Source organism: Chitinilyticum aquatile DSM 21506 (assembly GCF_000430805.1).
GTDB lineage: Bacteria > Pseudomonadota > Gammaproteobacteria > Burkholderiales > Chitinibacteraceae > Chitinilyticum > Chitinilyticum aquatile.
Genome location: NZ_KE387260.1, coordinates 316,042 through 333,859 on the forward strand (window position 1 = coordinate 316,042; position 17,818 = coordinate 333,859).

General features: G+C 62.7%; 18 protein-coding genes. 10 read left to right on the forward strand and 8 right to left on the reverse strand.

Annotated elements, in window-relative coordinates; translation table 11 throughout:
- Positions 1–110: 110 nt before the first annotated feature.
- The 3 genes from H559_RS0116965 to H559_RS0116975 all read left to right on the forward strand — a co-directional run bounded on the left by H559_RS0116965 (position 111) and on the right by H559_RS0116975 (position 2,908).
- Positions 111–1,229, forward strand: a complete 1,119-nt coding sequence (locus H559_RS0116965; protein ID WP_028453653.1) for a tetratricopeptide repeat protein — start codon at positions 111–113, stop codon at positions 1,227–1,229.
- Between the two features lie 24 nt (positions 1,230–1,253).
- A complete protein-coding gene (locus tag H559_RS0116970) occupies positions 1,254–2,024 on the forward strand; it encodes a hypothetical protein (protein ID WP_028453654.1) in 771 nt (256 codons plus the stop codon).
- An 83-nt stretch (positions 2,025–2,107) separates the two neighbouring features.
- Positions 2,108–2,908: an LptM family lipoprotein gene (locus H559_RS0116975; protein WP_028453655.1), complete on the forward strand. Its 801-nt coding sequence runs from the start codon at positions 2,108–2,110 to the stop codon at positions 2,906–2,908.
- A 276-nt stretch (positions 2,909–3,184) separates the two neighbouring features.
- Here H559_RS0116975 and H559_RS0116980 read toward each other — a convergent pair whose 3' ends face one another.
- The gene (locus H559_RS0116980; protein WP_245579396.1) at positions 3,185–3,628 is read right to left on the reverse strand and encodes a Cd(II)/Pb(II)-responsive transcriptional regulator; all 444 of its coding nucleotides are present in this window, start codon (positions 3,626–3,628) and stop codon (positions 3,185–3,187) included.
- Positions 3,629–3,734: 106 nt separating this feature from the next.
- On the opposite strand from H559_RS0116980, the gene H559_RS0116985 reads away from it, so the two are divergent.
- Positions 3,735–4,361, forward strand: a complete 627-nt coding sequence (locus H559_RS0116985) for a cation efflux transmembrane domain-containing protein (protein ID WP_028453657.1) — start codon at positions 3,735–3,737, stop codon at positions 4,359–4,361.
- A 103-nt stretch (positions 4,362–4,464) separates the two neighbouring features.
- Here H559_RS0116985 and H559_RS0116990 read toward each other — a convergent pair whose 3' ends face one another.
- Positions 4,465–4,767, reverse strand: coding sequence for a P-II family nitrogen regulator (locus tag H559_RS0116990; RefSeq protein ID WP_028453658.1), 303 nt, complete (start codon positions 4,765–4,767; stop codon positions 4,465–4,467).
- Between the two features lie 3 nt (positions 4,768–4,770).
- Positions 4,771–5,733, reverse strand: coding sequence for a sodium-dependent bicarbonate transport family permease (locus H559_RS0116995; protein ID WP_034641868.1), 963 nt, complete (start codon positions 5,731–5,733; stop codon positions 4,771–4,773).
- Positions 5,734–5,948: 215 nt separating this feature from the next.
- Between H559_RS0116995 and H559_RS21005 the strand changes: the two genes are divergently transcribed.
- Positions 5,949–6,716 (forward strand): sporulation protein, encoded by a 768-nt coding sequence (locus H559_RS21005; protein WP_051279723.1) that lies wholly within the window; start codon positions 5,949–5,951, stop codon positions 6,714–6,716.
- A 188-nt stretch (positions 6,717–6,904) separates the two neighbouring features.
- Here H559_RS21005 and H559_RS0117005 read toward each other — a convergent pair whose 3' ends face one another.
- Positions 6,905–8,542: a methyl-accepting chemotaxis protein gene (locus tag H559_RS0117005; RefSeq protein ID WP_028453660.1), complete on the reverse strand. Its 1,638-nt coding sequence runs from the start codon at positions 8,540–8,542 to the stop codon at positions 6,905–6,907.
- A gap of 257 nt (positions 8,543–8,799) precedes the next feature.
- Between H559_RS0117005 and H559_RS0117010 the strand changes: the two genes are divergently transcribed.
- Entirely contained in the window at positions 8,800–9,162 is a 363-nt protein-coding gene (locus tag H559_RS0117010; protein ID WP_028453661.1) for a hypothetical protein, read from the forward strand.
- A gap of 94 nt (positions 9,163–9,256) precedes the next feature.
- On the opposite strand, the gene H559_RS0117015 is transcribed toward H559_RS0117010, so the two are convergent.
- Complete coding sequence (locus H559_RS0117015) at positions 9,257–10,000, reverse strand: TFIIB-type zinc ribbon-containing protein (protein WP_028453662.1); 744 nt, start codon at positions 9,998–10,000, stop codon at positions 9,257–9,259.
- Positions 10,001–10,228: 228 nt separating this feature from the next.
- Between H559_RS0117015 and H559_RS0117020 the strand changes: the two genes are divergently transcribed.
- Together H559_RS0117020 and H559_RS0117025 are read left to right on the forward strand one after the other, a co-directional pair.
- A complete protein-coding gene (locus H559_RS0117020; RefSeq protein WP_028453663.1) occupies positions 10,229–11,854 on the forward strand; it encodes a histidine kinase N-terminal 7TM domain-containing diguanylate cyclase in 1,626 nt (541 codons plus the stop codon).
- 91 nt (positions 11,855–11,945) lie between these two features.
- Positions 11,946–13,586, forward strand: coding sequence for an EAL domain-containing protein (locus H559_RS0117025; protein WP_028453664.1), 1,641 nt, complete (start codon positions 11,946–11,948; stop codon positions 13,584–13,586).
- Here H559_RS0117025 and H559_RS0117030 read toward each other — a convergent pair.
- Together H559_RS0117030 and H559_RS0117035 are read right to left on the reverse strand one after the other, a co-directional pair.
- On the reverse strand, positions 13,583–13,873 hold the full coding sequence (locus H559_RS0117030) for a hypothetical protein (RefSeq protein WP_028453665.1): 291 nt from the start codon (positions 13,871–13,873) through the stop codon (positions 13,583–13,585). The two genes, H559_RS0117025 and H559_RS0117030, sit on opposite strands and share 4 nt — an antisense overlap.
- Before the next feature lie 209 nt (positions 13,874–14,082).
- Positions 14,083–15,444 carry an HD-GYP domain-containing protein gene (locus H559_RS0117035; RefSeq protein WP_028453666.1) on the reverse strand — a complete coding sequence of 454 codons (1,362 nt, stop codon included), beginning with the start codon at positions 15,442–15,444 and terminating at the stop codon, positions 14,083–14,085.
- 142 nt (positions 15,445–15,586) lie between these two features.
- Here H559_RS0117035 and H559_RS22005 point away from each other — a divergent pair, with 142 nt between their 5' ends.
- Both H559_RS22005 and H559_RS0117045 read left to right on the forward strand, forming a co-directional pair.
- Complete coding sequence (locus H559_RS22005; protein WP_051279725.1) at positions 15,587–16,510, forward strand: ChbG/HpnK family deacetylase; 924 nt, start codon at positions 15,587–15,589, stop codon at positions 16,508–16,510.
- On the forward strand, positions 16,497–17,264 hold the full coding sequence (locus tag H559_RS0117045; RefSeq protein WP_051279727.1) for a sugar isomerase domain-containing protein: 768 nt from the start codon (positions 16,497–16,499) through the stop codon (positions 17,262–17,264). The genes H559_RS22005 and H559_RS0117045 overlap by 14 nt, the downstream gene beginning before the upstream one ends.
- A 316-nt stretch (positions 17,265–17,580) precedes the next feature.
- Here H559_RS0117045 and H559_RS0117050 read toward each other — a convergent pair.
- A partial coding sequence (locus tag H559_RS0117050) for an IS3 family transposase (RefSeq protein ID WP_155845472.1) occupies positions 17,581–17,818 on the reverse strand: 238 nt, incomplete at its 5' end.

The following is a 17,818-nucleotide window of genomic DNA, read 5'->3' on the forward strand; positions in this document are numbered from 1 at the left end:
GCATCTTCATGCATATTGTGCCTTCGCAGCATGCGCACAACAAAGCAGTCAGAAAGCTTTCGTCACAATTTCAATATACGTACAATACATAAAACAACCTTGGTGTACATATGAGAACGCTAAATATCACAATCTGTTCGATTATTGTTGCTTTAAGCTGCTCCATTCAATACGCGCAAGCTGACTTCGATGCAGGGTTCGCTGCACATCAGGCAAAAAACTACGAGAAAGCTCTAGAAGAGTACGAGCATGAATTAGCTCTCGATAACCCCAAGGCAAAATATGCCCTAGCAACCATGTATTTTATGGGCGACGGTGTAAAGCAGGACAGCAAAAAGGCGGTCGACCTTCTTCTTGACCTTGCAAAACAAGATCAAAATACAGCAACAGCCTTTCTTGAGATCATGTCTTTCTCCAAGAAGCCTATGGATTCTAAAGCCTCACTGGCAATTGGTGCAGCTTACGAAAGAGGCGCCCCTCTCCCAAAAGATTACGTAAAAGCATTTACGTGGTACAAAAAATCAGCCGAGGAAGGCAATCCCGATGCCATGTTTAGCCTCGGCCTTATGTATGAACAAGGGCGCGGCGTCACTATTAACAAGAGCCAAGCCGCTAGTTATTATTTAACTGCAGCAATTCTTGGCCTGCCTGAAGCTCAAACCAATGTAGGTATTTTATATTTAGAAGGAAACGGACTCCCCCAAAGTGACGCGAGCGCTTTCGATTATTTTTCACAAGCGGCTGACAAGTTTGAGCCCATGGGGATCAATAATCTTGCCTACATGTTTGAGAACGGCCGCTCAGTCCAGAAAAATCGTACGATAGCATACGCCCTCTATAAAACTGCCTTGTCAAAAAGACACGACGAGATCACATACAATAATGCAGAGCGAATCAAAAAAGAACTCAACGAAAAGCAAATAAAGCAAGCATCACAAATAACAGATCAGATACTAAAAAGCAATAAGCTCACAAGCACAATTAACTCAAATATTTCAAAAACAGCTAGCCTTGAATCAAACAAAACAAAGAATGAAAACACCGAAAAAAATGACTCCCCATATCCAGAAAAACCAAATAAGGTCAGCGGTTCAATCACATGCAACACACAGTGTTACAACAGTGAATGCTACAGAACTTACGACACAGGAAAAAAAGTAAAATTCCGGGCAAAGAATAAATACAATCCAGTAAGTGGTCAGTGGGAATGGGGCCCTGGTTCTTGCTAAAACGCTTCTTTTACACGCAGTAACATGAGCATCGAGTACTACGCCTCCCACCCCTGCCCCGTGCGTGATTCCGTCAGCGACGAAGCCTTGCTGACGATGGAAAAAGCCCGCACCCGTGCCAGCTGCGTGGTCGAGCTGATGCGCAGCCATCCGGGTACGCCGAAAGATCAACCCGAAGAAGAATGGACCTTCATCACGCAGGTGCTGCGCCCCGATGGGCCGGTGCAGGTCGAGGTGAAGATCGGCGATCTGCTGGCCGAATCGGCGCCGCTGGATGCGCTGGCGCGGCATTGCGCGGGCTGTGTGGCGAATCATCGCAATGCCGATTTCGGCTGCGGTGGTGCAATCAATTATCCGATCAGCGCGGCGGCCGAGCAGTGGCTGCTGTCGCGCCTGCCCGATGATCTGAAGTCCGCGCGCGGCCAGCTGCTGCTGCAGGCGATTGCGGATTTCGATTATGACGGCGCGTGCATCGATGCGGCGCGCAGCCGCAAAGAGCTGTACGCCAGCAGCACGGCGCCGGTACGCAAATGGGGCGGGTTTTTCGCGCGCAAGACGGTGATTTCGTCCAGCCAGATCCTCCACATGATCATTCCCGTCGGCCACCTGCAGCCGGCGCACGCGAAGATGCTGGGCTTTTTCCTGGGCTATCTGGACGACGAATTCGAATACCGCGCGCAACCGGACAATCTGCCACAGCCCGGCGACGATGAATGCACGGCGCAGTTCAAGCGCTTTGTATTCGCGGCAGCGCATGCGGGCGTGCATGGCGTGCCGGTGTTCATGGATACCTGAGCCCCGCGCTGCGAGCGGCGCCACAGTGCGCGGCGCGGCGGGCGTGCTATGCTGCGGCACCTTGCGCCCTGCTTTCATCTGACATGCAAACCAGAGATATCCCCCACGGATCAACTGCGCGGCTGGCGCGCTGGCTGTGCATTGCCGCGCTGCTGTCTGTGCTGGCCCTGAGCGGCTGCGGGCAGAAAGAGCCGCGGCGCACAACGCCGGAGGAGCCGGCATCGGCGACGGCGACGGCGCCGTTTTCGCTGAGCGGGGTATGGTTTCCAGCGGGCAGCACAACCTTTCACTGGGCGAACGAACCCGACTTCATCGCCCGCGCCTATGCACTGCAGCCGGTGTGGCTGAACGAATTCTCGCTGATCGGCCTGGAATGGCATAACGACAAGCCCACGCTGTTTCTGACCCACCCGCAGCACATCGACGGCTGGCTGTGCAGGGATACGGTCATGGCCAAACTGGAAAACGGCGCGGTGCGGCTTGAGCACTGCCTGCTGCAGCCGGGCAGCAGCATCCACGGCATTGCGCTGCCGGCAGGGGGATGGGTGCAAAGGCTCTATGAGAAGGAGCGCTGGATCGCGGGCTGGCAAGGCGATGGCCAGGGCTGGCGCAGCAGTTTTTTCTGCGGCGAGGAATACACCCGCATGGCGGCGCTGGACCTGACTGACATCGCCCAGCTGAGGATGGAGCTGGACGAAAAGCGGCAGGTCAGCACGCTGGAGATCGGCTACTGCGAGCAGCAGAACGGGCAGTGGGAATCAAAGCGGCTGGTGATTGACTGCCAGACGGCCGACCACGCCGACCCGAGGGTGTGTGCGGGCAAGCCGGCGGAAGACGCCGCAGCACAGCAGCAATCAGACTCTGCGGCCAATGCGCCCCGATAATCCGGCCATCTGAAGGCTGAAGTTTGGCGGGAGCACGCTTGCGCCCCGCAGGCACTCCCCCTTGGGTATGCGCGAAGCCTGACGGACCACGGGCTGGTTCGCTGCTGCGGCTTATGCCCGCAGAGCAGCGGATCAACCATGCAGCCCCCCGCACCGCGCGATTATAAAAGGTATATGTCAGCAACCCTTTCATTGAAAGGGCTGCAAATCCATACCCTGATAGCCATGCAAACCGGCGGCGCTGTGCCGCAACGGGTCTGCCGCGTGCAGCGCGCCTTAGGTGCGGCTGCCGTGGCAGGCGCAGGCTTCGCCATGCGCGGCGGCGACCAGCTCCTGCAGGATGCCGCAATCCCTGGCGCAGCGGTGTTCACCACACTGCCCACGCAGCGCGAGCAGCTGCTGCTCCAGCGCCTGCATGCTGGCCAGCCGCGCCTGTACCCGTGCCAGCTGGGCATCAATCAGCTGGTCGATATCGCCACAATCGGCTTCGGGATGGGCCAGAAAATCCAGCAGGCGCCGGGTATCCGCCAGCGAAATATCCAGCGCCCGGCAGTGCCGGATGAAGGCAAGCCGCTCCAGATGGACATCGCCATAGCTGCGATAGCCGTTGGCGCTGCGCGCTGGCGCGGGCAGCAGGCCGGCTTTCTCGTAGTAGCGGATGGTCTCGGTATCGACGCCCGTTGCGGCGCCCAGCTCGCTGATGCGCATGCCGGTTTTCATGGCGGCTTCCTGTTGGATGGTTCTGCGCAGTATAGGCGCTTGACCCTGTAGTCACTACAGGGTGTGCAATACCGGACTACTCATTGCTGATTACTGGAGAAACATCATGGCCGGACATTGCTGCGCGAACGCGCATTGCTCCACTTCCCGCGTCAGCCCGCGTTTTCGCAAGGCCCTGTGGATTGCGCTGATCATCAATGCAGCGATGTTTGGCGTGGAAATCGTCGGGGGCTTGCGCTCCGGGTCGGTATCGCTGCTGGCTGATGCGGTCGATTTTGCCGGAGATGCCGCCAATTACGGCATCTCGCTGGCAGTGCTGTCGCTGGGGCTGGCGTGGCGCTCGCGCGCGGCGATGGTCAAGGGCCTGTCGATGGCGGCGTTCGGCGTGTTCGTGATCGGCAAGACGGTCTGGTCCGGCCTGCATGGCGTTGCGCCGGAGCCCTTCACCATGAGCGTGATCGCGCTGCTGGCCCTGCTGGCCAACGCCGGCGTGGCGCTGCTGCTGTATGCGTTTCGCGATGGCGACGCGAACATGCGCTCGGTATGGCTGTGCAGCCGCAATGATGCCATCGGCAATGTGGCCGTCCTGCTGGCCGCAGCCGGGGTGTTCGGCACCGGCACGGCCTGGCCGGATCTGGCCGTGGCGCTGATCATGGCCTGGCTGGCGCTTTCGTCCGGCATTGCGGTCGTGAAACTGGCAAGGACGGAGCTGGCCGCCGCGCCGGGCCTGTGATCAGCGCGGCTTCCGCTTTCCTGCGGTGACCCGCATGGCGGCAGCCCCGCCGCAGCGGGATTGCAGGACGGAGCCATCGCAGGAAGGCTGGCGTGAAAAATCCTTAGAATTTCTGCGGCCGCAGCACGCGCACGTCCGAGAGCCACTGCACCAGCGCGAAGTGCGCGCCGTAGCGCTGCTGGATGGTTTCGGCCAGCGCCTCGGCGGTCGCGGCCTCGGCAATCAGCTCGATCTGGATATTGTGGTTGGCGTCGAAGCTGCCGTGCTGTTCGCCGTGCGCGCCCTTGCCGCGCGCCTCGACGATGGTCCAGCCGCGGATGCGGCGTTCTTCGAACAGCTCGACCAGATCGTTTTCCAGGCGACCTTCGGTGACGATGGTCAGCATCGTGCGGATATGAAGCTGCATGCTCTAGCCTCCGGTAACAGCAGTAGCGAACTGGTGGTAGAGCGGAATGCCCACCAGCAGGTTGAAGGGGAAGGTAATGCCGAGCGCGGCGCCCAGCGATAGCGCCGGGTTGGCCTGCGGCACGGCCATGCGCATCGCGGCAGGCGCAGCAATATAAGAAGCAGACGCGGCCAGCACCGCCAGCATGGTGACACCGCCGGGGCTGAGTCCCATCAATACCCCGAAACCTATCCCTACCCAGCTTAACATCAGCGGAAGCCCCACGCCGATACCCACAAGGAAGAAGCCTTCGCGGCGCAATATGCCGAGCTTGCCGGCCACCACCAGCCCCATTTCCAGCAGGAAGAGTGTCAGCACCGGCTTGAAGAGATCGATATAGAGCCGGTCGAGCGGCTTGATGCCATCCGGCCCGGCCAGCGCACCAATGGCCAGCCCGCCCAGCAGCAGCACCATGCTCTTGCCCAGCAGCACTTCATGCAGCAGCTTGCCCCAGCCGTGACCGGCAGAAGGCGTGACGTCGCCTGCCGCCTGCCGTGCACCCAGCCGCGCCAGCACCACGCCGACCACCAGCGCCGGCATTTCCAGCAGTACGAGGAAGAGCGTGGTCTGCGACTCGAAGCTCACGCCCTGGCGGGTGAGGTAGGCCACGCCCACCGCGTAGGTAACGACCGATACCGAGCCATAGTGCGCAGCGATACTGGCGGCATCGACTTGCGGCAGCCGCCAGCGCAAGAGCGGGTAGGCCAGCAGCGGAATCAGGAAGCCCATCAGCAGCACCAGCAGCGCCTGCGGCAGGATGGCCAGAAACGGCTGCTTCGCCAGCTCCAGCCCGCCCTTGATGCCGATGGCAAGCAGCAGGAATACCGACAGGGTGTCGTAGAGCGCGCTGGGCAGCTTGAGGTCGGATTTGGCCCAGCCCGCCGCCAGCCCCAGCAGGAAGAAGAGAACTACCGGATCGATCTGCATGTAGATTTCTTTCGTATATTTATTCGCACGGCTGCAAATTTACTACAACTTTGCCAAACAAAAAACCATGGAAATCAAAAGGATTAACCAGATCAATTTGTAGTGAAACTACGTAACAACGAACAAACACAAGCGGGCGGAACCATTTGCACGTGTCGCACTCAGAAGCCCGCAGCACAGACTGCATTCATCCCGACCACCAAGAGATCGCCACGATGTTCAAGAAAATGCTTGCCGCCATGGGTGTAGGCGGCGCCACCGTCGATACCGTCATCAGCAATCCCGGCCTGCAGCCGGGCGAAACCCTCAATGGCCAGATCGTGCTGCGCGGCGGCCAGGTCGAACAGCGCCTGGAACACGTTGATCTGGTGCTAATGGCCGAAGTCGAGCAGGAATCCGGTGACGACAAGATCCGCACCGCCCGCGCGCTGTGCGCCTACCGCGCGGCCGGCGCGACCACACTTGCTGCCGGCCAGGAAATCATCATCCCCTTCGCGCTGCCGCTGCCGCTGGAAACACCGGTGAACAACGCGCAGCTGCTCGCCAGTCCCGGCAGCCCGTGGGCTCCGCGTGTGAACGCTGCGGTCTGGATTCACACCGATCTGGCAATTGCCTCGGCTGTCGACGCCAGCGACCGTGACTTCCTCGACATCCGCCCGCTGCCGCAGATGCAGGCGCTGATCGCCGCGATGGCGCGGCTGGGTTACGCCCACGCCAGCACCGACGTCGAAGCCGGCGCCGCACGCATCGGCAATATCCAGAGCAGCCTGGGCTGCTATCAGGAATTCGAATTCCGCCCGGTGAATGGCGGATTCGGTGACGTACAGGAAGTGGAAATCACCTGCATCCCGCGCCCGGAAGGCGTGTACGTGCTTGTCGAAATCGACCGCCGCTTCCGTGGCGACAGCTACCGCAGCTTCGTGATGGGCCAGAGCTGGCAGAGCGTGAACTGGGAGCAGGAGCTGCGCGCCTGCATTGGCTAATCCCATAAATGTATAGATCTGCAGCCATTCAAATTAAATGGCTTCAGCCATATACCCTAAATTAAACCGGATCACATCGGTATATTTGAGGCGTCATTCCCGCGCAGGCGGGAATCCAGTTCACGGCGCCTCCCTGGATGCCCGCCTGCGCGGGCATGACGGCCAAGGCGCGCCGGAGCCCGTACGCGCTAGATGCGGAAGCGCCCCACCATTTCTTTCAGCTCGGCAGCCACCTGCTCGACACCGGCGGCGCTGTCCGATGCATTGCGGATGGCGACGCTGGTTTCCTCGACCATCTGCGAAATGTCCTCGACGCGCACGGCAATGCTGTTGCTGGCGATGCTCTGCTCGCGCGTGGCCGAGGCCACCTCGTGCAGGTGCTCCAGCGTCGATTCGGCACCGGCATGAATGTGCGCCAGCGAGCCGGACACCTCGCGTGCCAGCGCTACGCCGCGCTGCACTTCCGGCAGCGCCGCATGCATCAGCCCGACAATCTGTTCGGTTTCGCCCTGGATGGTCGAGAGCATGCCCTCGATATCCACCGTGGCGCTCGACGTGCGCTCGGCGAGCTTGCGCACTTCATCGGCCACCACGGCAAAGCCGCGGCCCTGCTCGCCGGCGCGCGCCGCTTCGATGGCGGCATTGAGTGCCAGCAGATTGGTCTGGCCGGCAATTTCCTTGATGACGGCGGCGATACCGGAAATCTCGCGCGCCTTGCTGTCGAGCAGCTGGATCTGGCCGGTGGCATCCGCCACGCTGGCCGCGATGTGCTCCATCGCCTGCGTGGCCTCGCCGACCTGCGCCACGCCGGTGCGCGCGAGCTGCGTGGCATCCTGCGAGGAATGTTCGGTGATGCTGGAATTGTCGGAGATGTGCGTGATGCTCACCGTCAGCTCTTCCATCGCGGCAGCCATCGAGGTGGTGGCGTCGGCCTGTCTGGCGGCAGCCTGCGCAATCGCACGGCTGGACTGGGCAATCTGCGAGGACTGTTGCCCCAGCGTGCCGGCATGCTGCTGGACGGCACGCAGCATGCCGCGCAGGCCATTGACCATGGTTTCGAGCGAGGCGAGCAGGCTGTCGGGGTGATTGCTGCGGATGTCCACCTGCAGATTGCCGGCGGCAATTTCACCCATCAGCGCCATGGCCTCGCGCGGCTCGCCGCCGAGCTGCTGCAGAATCGAGCGTGAAATCACCCATGACACCCAGCCCAGCAGCAGCGCCAGCACCAGCAATTGCGCGCCGCCAAGCATCAGCTTGTGCAGGAAGGCGACATTGAGGTCATCCTCGTAAACGCCGGTGCACACCACCCAGTTCCAGTCCGGCACCAGCAGCGAGTAGGCAATCTTGGGCTGCGGCTCCTTCACGCCGGGCTTGGCGAAATGGAAATAGGAAAAATCGCCACCCTTCTGCGCGGCGGTGACCAGATCGCGCAGGATCATCACGCCGTTGCTGTCTTTCAGCTCGCCCTTGTACTGGCCGACGAATTCCGGCTTCATCGGGTGCATGCGGTAAACCATGCCCGTGTCGATGATGAAGAAGTATTCGTTCCTGTCGAAGCGCACGTCGCGCAGCGCGGCGGCGGCCTGGGCCTGCGCGTCCTCGCGGCTGAGCTGCCCGGCGGCTTCCCGTGCGCGGAAATAGTTCACCACGCCGACAGCCGATTCGACCTGCGCACGCACCTTGGCCTGGCGCTCTTCGAACATGCTGCGGCGCAGATCGGCAAGCGACAATGCTCCGATTGCGCCCAGAATCAGGATGGCCAGCAGGCACAGTGCCAGCAGGCGCGTACCGACGCGCCAGCGCTGCAATAAATGACGGATGAACATGAGCGGAGTCCCCTTGTATTGTTCTTGTTCCTGCCCCGGGCATGTCGCGCGCCGGGGCAGCTGACCACAGTGTGCCGGCAGCACGGTCAGAAAAGACAGGAAAAACAGCAAGCGGTTGCCAGTAGAGCGTAAGCGGTCATCTGCAGCGCCGGGCGGCAGGCAATTCAGAAAATGCTGATATGACGGAGGGTCATGCAGGCGGCGGGAAGTGCGCGTAACATGACGCCCCTGATTCCAACGCCTGCAGGATGCTCCCTTTGAAGAATGAAGCCCTTTCGACCGATGAACTCGAAGCGCTCGTTGAAGTTGGCCGCGGCCTGCGCAGCAAGCGCCTCAGCCCGCGCGTGTTCAAGCACGCCAAGGTGCTCAGCGGCCTGAAGTACGCCGAATACGCCCGCAACGGCATCCTGACCATCACCGAAAAAGGCCGCCAGACGCTGTTCCTGAAACGCTGCATCGATGGCCTGCGCCTGCTCACGCGCGACCCGCTGGGCAAGGTCGACCCGGAGGCGCTGACCTTCCTGCTGAAGAAGGGGCATGTCAGCGAGCGTGAGGAAGGCGGCTACTCTGTTACCGCCAAGGGCGCCGAATCGCTGGCCGACATCGACGCACGCCGCTAGCCGCAACGGCAACCCGGATACACCATACCTATTGCATCAGGGCCCTTCCGGATAAAGGGCTATGGACCGATACCCTGACCAGACCAAATCAGGGCTAGCGAAACCAGCGCCACCACAGCACGGTAACCAGCACGGCCAGCAATAAAGGCAGGACGTTGCTGCTGAAAAGGGCGTACCAGGCACTCCCCAGCAGCGCCAGCGCGAGCGGGGGCGTCATCCAGGGGCGAGGCTCCGGCTGCGGCACCGGGCTGGCCTGGCCGGGCGGCACCAGAAAATCGGCATGCACATTGCCGACGGCCCGGCTGATGCGCGCCTGGCGCTCGGCTTCCAGCTGCGCCATCTGCGCCCCGCCTGCCTCCATCCATTCCGCCAGTACGGTGAATTCGCCGCCATCGAGCCAGGTGCCGTGCGCGCGGCACTCGTCGATGATCAGCGGGATGCGGGAATTGAAGGCCGCGCGGTGCATCATCTTCGCGCAGGCCGGGCAGGGGCGGTAACGCACCGCCTCGCGCGGCACCCGCTCACTCAGGATGGCGGCGAGGCGGTCGTGATTGATTTCGCGCACCTGGCCGGCCACCTTGTCGAGCGCGATCTGCAGGGCGCCCGGGGCAAACTTCAGCCCCTTGCACGCGGGACAGAAGCCGATGGTGGTATCAAGACCGGCCCCCAGCTCCAGCAGCTGCAGGTCACCGCAGCCATTGGGGCAGCGCAGCTCGCTGTGCTCCGCCAGCAGTCTGAAATCGCGAATCGCCAGCAGGTCGACGGCGTTATGCAGGCCGCAGAAGGGGCAGACCAGCGCATCCGCCGCCAGCGGTGCGCCACAGCCGGTGCAGTTCATGGAGTTCTCATCCGGATGAGTATGCAGCCAGTGTAAAACGCCAGCCCGGCGGCAGCCGCATTTGCACCGCCCGGCGTATGCGGCAGGCGACACTTGCCGGGAACTGGTATTCGCAAGCACGCCCGCGGAATGACATCTGCAAGCCACGGACATGGTTTAGACTGCGTACATGCTCGTCACTTTCACGCCCACTCATCTTCCGCTTGCTCTGGCGAAAGCGCGGATGCGATGAATCTTCCCACCCTGCTGCTGCTGGTCGGTACGCTGCTGACACTGGCGCTCGCCGCCCATACGCAGCGCCAGCGCGCCTTCCCCGGCAAATTCCACTACATCGCGATGCTGCTGGCCGCATCCTGGTGGAGTGCGGCTGCCGGCATCGAGCTGGCGGTGAGCAGCCCGCAGGACAAGGTACTGGCCGCCAAGCTGGCCTGGCCGGGCATCGTTGCCGCCCCCAGTTACTGGACGCTCTTCATCTGGGCGTATGTGAAGGGCGATTACCAGCGTCCGCCGCTCGCCTGGCATCTCGGCCTGCTGGTGATGCCGGTACTGACCTGCGCCATCGCGCTCAGCAATGACAGTCACCATCTGATGTACCTGAGCACACTGCCGGTCAGCGCCGAGCCGGGTGCAGCCATCGACTACCGGCACGGGCCATGGTTCTTTTTCTGCACGCTTTATCTGTACGGCTACATGACGCTGAGCATGCTGGTGATCATCAATGCACTGGCGCGCTCGAATACGCTCTACCAGCGTCACTACCTGGGCTTTGCGCTGGCGATGGCGATTCCCTGGCTGGTGAACGCCGCGCATGTCACCGGCCTGCTGCTGTTCTTCCAGTATGACCCGACGCCCTTCAGCTTCCTCGTCATGGGGCTGGTATTCTACTGGCTGATCTCGCGCCGCCAGCTGTTCGATCTTCTTCCCATCGCGCACGATGTGTTGCTCGATGCGGTTCCCGACGCCGTGCTCGTCATCAATGACCGGCACTGCATCGCCCAGCTCAACCGCGCCGCACAGGCACTGCCGGGCATGCCGCAGCCGGCCATCGGCATGCCGCTGACGGGCTGCGGCGAATTGCAGGCGCTGCTGCCCGCGCTGTGGGAGCAGGCCGGCCGGACCGAGTGCGAAATCGGCATTGCCGAGCGCTATTACGACCTGCGCGCGGTGACGGTGCATTACCGCCGGCATCCGGTCGGCCTCCTGCTGGTGCTGCACGACATCACGCAGCGCAAGCATGTGCAGCTGGAGCTGCACCAGGCCCTGCAATCGCTGGAAGACCAGCTCGACTCGAATGCGGCACTGCAGGCGCAGCTGCGCGAAGCCGCCATCCGCGATCCGCTCACCGGCCTGCACAACCGCCGTTTTCTGGCCGAAATCAGCCCCAAGCTGCTGGCGAGCGCCGTGCGTGCCACCCAGCCGCTGGCGCTGGTCATGCTCGACCTCGACCACTTCAAGGCCATCAATGATCGCTACGGTCATGCTGCCGGCGATGCGGTGCTCGCGCACGTTGCCGGCCTGCTGCAGGAACACGCGCGCCAGAGCGATTTCCTGTTCCGCATCGGCGGCGAGGAATTCCTTGCGCTGCTGCCCGATACCACCCGCGACGAAGCCGTGGCGCTGGCGGAGGGCTGGCTGGCCAGCCTCGGCCTCTCCCCCGCGCAGGCGGGCGGGCAGACGCTGGCCGTCACCTTCTCGGCCGGTGTCGCCGCCATTCCGGATCATGGATCAAGCCTGGAAGAGGCCATGCAGCACGCCGACCGGGCGCTCTACGCCGCCAAGCACGCCGGGCGCAAGCGGGTATGCAGCCAATCGGCTGCGGCAGGCCTGGGCATGCAAGACAATGTTCAGCACTGACAAAGCCCCTGCGGGTTTACCCCATCCCGCCTGATTACAGATCATGTCATCATGTAATATGACATGGCCTTATCCCCGGAGGATTCCCAGCATGGCATCCGGTACGCACTCACACTGGCTTGGCCAGCATAGCCGCAGCATCGGCATCACGGCAGGCATTCTGGCCGGCGTGCTCGTCCTGGTCGCGGGAATCGCGGCAATACTCGGCGCCGAACGCCTGCATCTGGCTGCAATCCAGTCCAGGGCCAGCCAGCAGCTGGCGCAGGTGGTCGTTGAAAACCGGCAGCTTCTCACCCGCCTGCAGCAGGATTACAGCAGTGACTGCAGCGAGGCCAATCTGACCCGCCTGCGCCTGCTGCTGCTGCAATACAACCATATCCGTGGCATCGGCCTGCGCGATGCACAGGGCTACGTGATGTGCAGTACCAATCTGGGCCGGCTTGCCAAGGCTTACCGCCTGCCGGCACCCGACCTGACCGACGCTGGACAGGTGCAGACCTGGCAGAACTTCCCCTTCCGGCTCGATAACCAGGAGCTCCGCGTCAGCCTCACGGGGATGGGCGCCTTCATCACCCTGGCCGACCCCCATGTCACCCTGGACACGCTGCGCAATGCAGACATTGACGCGCTCTGGCTCAATCACCATGCCGAACACGAGGGCCGGGCCCAGCTCGTCTGGTCGGCGCCAGAAGAAAAGGCTCTGCAGGCACCGACCCATCTGCAACTGCGCTACTCCGGCACACAGGAATACTGGTCAAGGGTGGACTGGCAGCACGGCCGGATGATCGTCGGCAGCAATATTCCGGAGACAGGCTTTTTCATCCAGTCCTATCAGGACTGGCGCGTGATCGCCAATCAGAATGCCTATCTGCTGCTCGGGCTGGTGCTGCTGGCTGTGCTGACCGGCACGTTTGGCGGCCTGCTGCTGGCACGGCGCCTGCAGCGCATGACCACGCTGAACTACCGCATTGGCAAGCTGTGCCGCCCCGAACACATCATCTGCATGTACCAGCCCATCGTGGAACTGGCCAGCGGCCGCATTACCGGCTGCGAGGTGCTGATGCGCCTGCAGGATGGCGACAAAGTGATCTTCCCCGATCGCGTGATTCCGCTGATTCTGGAACAGAAGCTCGGCTGGGCGCTGGACAGCGCGGTGAGCGAACGCGCGCTGCGCGATCTGGCGGCTGCCCTGCCGGCAACGTCAGCGGCGCAGCCTTTCAAGGTGGCACTCAATTTTTTTCCGGACAACATCAACCACGCGCGCCTGCATGCTTTGCTGCAGCCATTGCAGCACGAGTGCCTGGCCATCAATGTCGAAGTGACCGAATACGGCATGAGCGACAATCTGTTCGACGATGTGGCACGGCTGCGCGCGGACCGCTACCTGATCTCGGTCGACGATTTCGGTACCGGCTATTCCAACCTCGGCACCGTCAAGCGCCTGGCGCCGGATTTCCTGAAGATCGACCGCTCTTTCGTGCATGACATGGAAGACGACACGCTGCGTGCCAGCCTGATTCCGGAAATCGTCGCCATCGCCAGCGCGGTGCAGGCCGACATCATTGCCGAGGGCGTGGAAAACGCACAGCAGGCCGGCCTGCTCAGAAAGATGGGCGTGCGCTACGGCCAGGGCTACTGGTTTGGCCGGCCGGTGCCGCTGGCGGCCTTCCTGCAGATGCTGGCCGAACCGCCGAAGATCATTCCCGCCGAGCCGGTCGCAAGCGGCGCTTAGCGCGCCTCGCTCTGCTCCAGCGCAATCGCGATGAGGTAGTGCAGCAGGTCACGGTCGTGGCCGATTTTTTCGACGCAGGCGCGGCGCAGGCGGTCGATCAGGTATTGCTCGGGGGAATCGATCACGCGCTTGAAGCGGTTGTACTTGAATTGCGCATCGCCGACGATTTCTTCCAGCAACGCGATGCGCTCGGGCTGGTTGTGGCGCAGCCGGTACATCTTGCTTTTGGCGGCGAGCTTGCGATCGTGGTTGGGGCGGAGTACGACAAACCAGTTGGTGGCTTCCATGAGCATCCCGGTCGGTGGCAGGGCGAACGCCTGCCGGATGAGCGCCGGCGGAACCCCGCAGCGGCTGAGCCGGCCGATTATACGTCCGGGCGGAAGGATTGCCCCGGCCGTGTGTCACACACAGAAACTCACACAGGTATACGTATCAAGCCATTTTATATGTTTGGTTTCATGGCAATACCATTCAATGTATAACGAGATGCAGCCGCTCAGGCCGGCAAGACCTCGGCAAGCTGCACCTGTTCGCGCGCGATGATGCCCTGCAGCGCGGCAAAACAGTCGCCATCAATGGCATTGCCGACCATGCCGCTCATGATCTGCAGCGTTTTATCCGGCGGTGTGGCGGCGTGGTAGGGGCGCTCGGCGCTGATGGCGTCGAAAATGTCGGCCACCGTGATGATGCGTGTTTCCAGCCGGATGGCCCCGGCAGTGAGCCGGCGCGGGTAACCGCGCCCATCCAGCCGTTCGTGGTGCGCGCCGGCGACAAAGGCCAGCTCGGCAAAGGCCGGCACCTTGGCGAGAATCTCCTCGGTGTACTGCGCGTGCAACTGCACGGCGCGGAATTCCTCGTCGGTGAGCTTGCCCGGTTTTTCGAGAATCGCACTGCTCACGCCCAGCTTGCCGACATCGTGCAGCAGGGCCGCCCGCCGCAACCAGCGCCGCTCGGGAGCGGGAATGCCCATCTCGCTGGCGATCAGCTCGGTGTAGAAACCCACCCGTTCGCTGTGCCCGGCGGTAAACGGGCTTTTCGAGTCGACCACCTGGCCGAAGGCCGAGGCAATGTCGTCCATGTAGTCATCGTCGAGCGGCAGCGCATACTGCGGTGGCTCCAGCTGCAGCACCGCCTGCGGCAGATCGTTGCTGGCCAGCGTCTGCCAGAAGCCCTCGTCGCGCGCCACCGCCTCGAACGCGGCAACCAGCTCCGGGTCGAACCAGCTACCGCTGCGCGTGCGGGCCTCCGCCAGCGCCGCCTCGCGACCGCTGGCGAAATGAAACACATCGATCACCTGGCTGAGCAGCGCGATGCGCGCCAGCAGCGGAATCGCGGCTCCGGCCTTGCCGTCGGGCCGGCCACTGCCATCCCAGTGCTCATCCAGCGCATGCACGCCCTGCGCCACCGGCTCGGGGAAGCGCAGCTGCCGCGCAATCTGCGCACCGCGCTCGCAGCGCGTCTGGATCAGCTCGTCGGCAATGCGCTCGCCATTGCGCATGATGTTGAGGATGGCCGTCAGGCGGCGGCTCCAGCTTTCATGCCGTCCGGTGTGCGTGAACACGAAGCCCAGCACCTGTGACAGGTTGGAGCCGACCAGCTTGAAATCATGCTTGAAGCTCTGGTCATCGGTGAGATACAGCTCGCAGATGCGTGCGGCATTGCTGCTGCAGCCGAGGTCTTTCAGGAGCAGCGTGTAATACAGCTGCCAGATCTCCTGCTCGGGCAGGCCGATCTGCCGGCCGATGTGCACACCGATCCAGCAGCAGCGCACGCAGTGCCCTTCCGGCTGACCCTCGGTGAGATCAAGCGCATGGCTGAGCGAGCTGATGAGTTCGGCCAGTTTCAGTGATGCGGGCATGGGCATTCCGGTGTGGATGACATGGCTGGAGTGTAGTTCACGCGCGCAACGCCAGCCGGCGATTGCGCAAAGCGGGGAAAGTCATGGCATGCTGGCAGGCAGATAATCAGCGTCATCACCCGAACCCGGACCGGAGCGCACCATGAGCACCCTGCAGGAATACCTCGGCTTTTCGCCGGATGATCGTGTCCTGATTACCCATGCCGATGATGTCGGCATGTGCGAAGCGACGGTGAGCGCCTGGCGCGCGCTGCAGGGCAGCAACCTGACCTCGGCGTCGGCCATGCCGCCCTGCCCCTGGTTTCATGGCGCAGTCGATGCCGTGCGCGAAGCCGGGCCGGCGGCCGACATGGGTCTGCACCTGACGCTGAACTGCGAATGGCCGAACTACCGCTGGCGCCCGCTCACCGGCTCCGCTCACCCCGCCCGCCTTTGCGGCGAGGACGGCACGCTGCGCCGGCTGGCCGCCGACACCTACCGCGAATCCGACCTGGCCGCCGCCCGCGACGAGCTGGAAGCGCAGATTGCACTGGCGCAGCAGCTTGGTCTGCCGCTCACCCACCTCGACAGCCACATGCTCACGCTCTGGCATCCGGCGCTGCTGACCCACATGCTGGCACTTGGCAAGGAACATGCCCTGCCCCTGCTGCTGCCGAACATCAATACGCCTGGCATGATGCAGGCCGCCTGCCTGCCGGAACCCGAAGCCGCCGCCGCCTGTGCGCTGCTGGATGCCGCCATCGCGCGTGGCGAGCTGCTGCCGGTAACCGGCATGACCGTACTGCCGCTGCATTCGCACACCACGCAGGCCGAGCGGCTTGCATGGGTAGCGACGGAACTCGCCCGCTTCGACGGTCCCGGCGTGTACTGCCTGGTCGGCCATCCGGCCAGCAACACGCCCGAGCTGCAGGCCATCGCCCGTGACTGGCGCGGCCGGGTTGCCGATTTCGAGCTGATGGCCAGCGACGCCCTGCGCGAGCTGATCGCCGGCATGGGCTTCAAGACCAGCGGCTTCCGCCCGCAAGCCGCTGCAACAACACAGGGAGTCCAGCATGCCGCACAGTGAACGCAGCCCGGCAGTCAGCCCCTATGCCGCCGATTACCTGCAGGCCGTCATCACGCTGATCCAGCGCGTGCACGACGAGCAGCTGCCGCAATTGCAGGATGCCGCCACCCGCATTGCCGACAGCCTCGCCGCAGGCGGCCTGCTGCATGTATTCGGCAGCGGGCATTCGCAGCTGCTGGCCGCCGAACTGTTTTACCGCGCCGGCGGCCTCGTTCCGGTGAACGCGATTCTCGACCTGCCGTTGTCAGTCATGGTCGCTGCGCGCCGCTCGACCTGGCTGGAACGCGTGCCCGGCTATGCCGGCCAATTGCTGCAGGACGAGCCGGTGAGTGCGGGCGATGTGGTCATCGTGATTTCCAACTCCGGGCGCAATGCCGTGCCGATCGAAATGGCGCTGGGCGCGCGCGAGCGCGGCGCGACGGTGCTGGCGCTGACCTCGGTGCGCTTCTCGCAGACGGTGGCCTCGCGGCACGCCAGCGGCCAGCGCCTGCTCGACGTGGCCGACGTAGTGTTCGACAACTACGGGGCCGATGGCGATGCACTGATCAGCATCCCCGGCTGCCCGGTGCCCGTTTCCGCCTCATCCACCGCGGTGGGCAGCGCGCTGCTGCAGGCGCTCGCTACCGCCACCGTGGCCGAGCTGGCTGCGCGCGGCATCACGCCACCGGTCTGGCAAAGTGCCAACGGTGATGCGGGTGACGCCAGTAACGCCGCCCACATCGACGCGCTGCGCGGGCGGATCAAGCGGCTCTGACACATACCCACAAACCCATAAGGCCAAGACCAAATTAAATACAAGGCTGTGGCCTTATACCCAAAAAATCACCATGAAGCACTGTTGGGTTGAATGCGCTAAAGCCCAACCAGGAGCGCCGATGACAATGCTGTCACATAGACTGCGCCAGCCGGGTACCGGCATGGACGCTGATCCGCCATTTGGTTACAGTAAACTTTTCTTCGCTTACAGCCACTCATGTCCACCTCCCAGCTCAAGCAACACAGTCGTTCACTTGCTGATTTTTTGCCGTTGCTTTGAGGTTACCCGCACTTTCCGGCTACCAAGGTAGCGGTTATGCGGCCAGCTTTTCTCGCTCCAGCCAGGCTGCGTAATGGGTTGCCGGTGATTCGTAATTCAGCGACGAATGCCGGCGCTTGCGATTGTAAAACACCTCGATGTAATCAAAGAGGTCTGCCTTGGCTGTCGCCCGCGTCGCGTAGCGTCGGTGGAATACCCGCTCGTTCTTCAGGCTGTTGAAGAAGCTCTCCATCGGCGCGTTGTCCCAGCAGTTGCCCTTGCGACTCATCGAC

Coding starts and splice junctions, on each gene's coding strand:
- H559_RS0116965 (WP_028453653.1), top strand. CDS start 111: ATGAGAACGCTAAATATCACAATCTGTTCGATTATTGTTGCTTTAAGC.
- H559_RS0116995 (WP_034641868.1), bottom strand. CDS start 5,733: ATGCAGATCGATCCGGTAGTTCTCTTCTTCCTGCTGGGGCTGGCGGCG.
- H559_RS0117015 (WP_028453662.1), bottom strand. CDS start 10,000: ATGAACTGCACCGGCTGTGGCGCACCGCTGGCGGCGGATGCGCTGGTC.
- H559_RS0116990 (WP_028453658.1), bottom strand. CDS start 4,767: ATGCAGCTTCATATCCGCACGATGCTGACCATCGTCACCGAAGGTCGC.
- H559_RS0117005 (WP_028453660.1), bottom strand. CDS start 8,542: ATGTTCATCCGTCATTTATTGCAGCGCTGGCGCGTCGGTACGCGCCTG.
- H559_RS0117020 (WP_028453663.1), top strand. CDS start 10,229: ATGAATCTTCCCACCCTGCTGCTGCTGGTCGGTACGCTGCTGACACTG.
- H559_RS0117035 (WP_028453666.1), bottom strand. CDS start 15,444: ATGCCCGCATCACTGAAACTGGCCGAACTCATCAGCTCGCTCAGCCAT.
- H559_RS0116970 (WP_028453654.1), top strand. CDS start 1,254: ATGAGCATCGAGTACTACGCCTCCCACCCCTGCCCCGTGCGTGATTCC.
- H559_RS22005 (WP_051279725.1), top strand. CDS start 15,587: ATGAGCACCCTGCAGGAATACCTCGGCTTTTCGCCGGATGATCGTGTC.
- H559_RS0117025 (WP_028453664.1), top strand. CDS start 11,946: ATGGCATCCGGTACGCACTCACACTGGCTTGGCCAGCATAGCCGCAGC.
- H559_RS0117045 (WP_051279727.1), top strand. CDS start 16,497: ATGCCGCACAGTGAACGCAGCCCGGCAGTCAGCCCCTATGCCGCCGAT.
- H559_RS0116985 (WP_028453657.1), top strand. CDS start 3,735: ATGGCCGGACATTGCTGCGCGAACGCGCATTGCTCCACTTCCCGCGTC.
- H559_RS21005 (WP_051279723.1), top strand. CDS start 5,949: ATGTTCAAGAAAATGCTTGCCGCCATGGGTGTAGGCGGCGCCACCGTC.
- H559_RS0116980 (WP_245579396.1), bottom strand. CDS start 3,628: ATGAAAACCGGCATGCGCATCAGCGAGCTGGGCGCCGCAACGGGCGTC.
- H559_RS0116975 (WP_028453655.1), top strand. CDS start 2,108: ATGCAAACCAGAGATATCCCCCACGGATCAACTGCGCGGCTGGCGCGC.
- H559_RS0117030 (WP_028453665.1), bottom strand. CDS start 13,873: ATGGAAGCCACCAACTGGTTTGTCGTACTCCGCCCCAACCACGATCGC.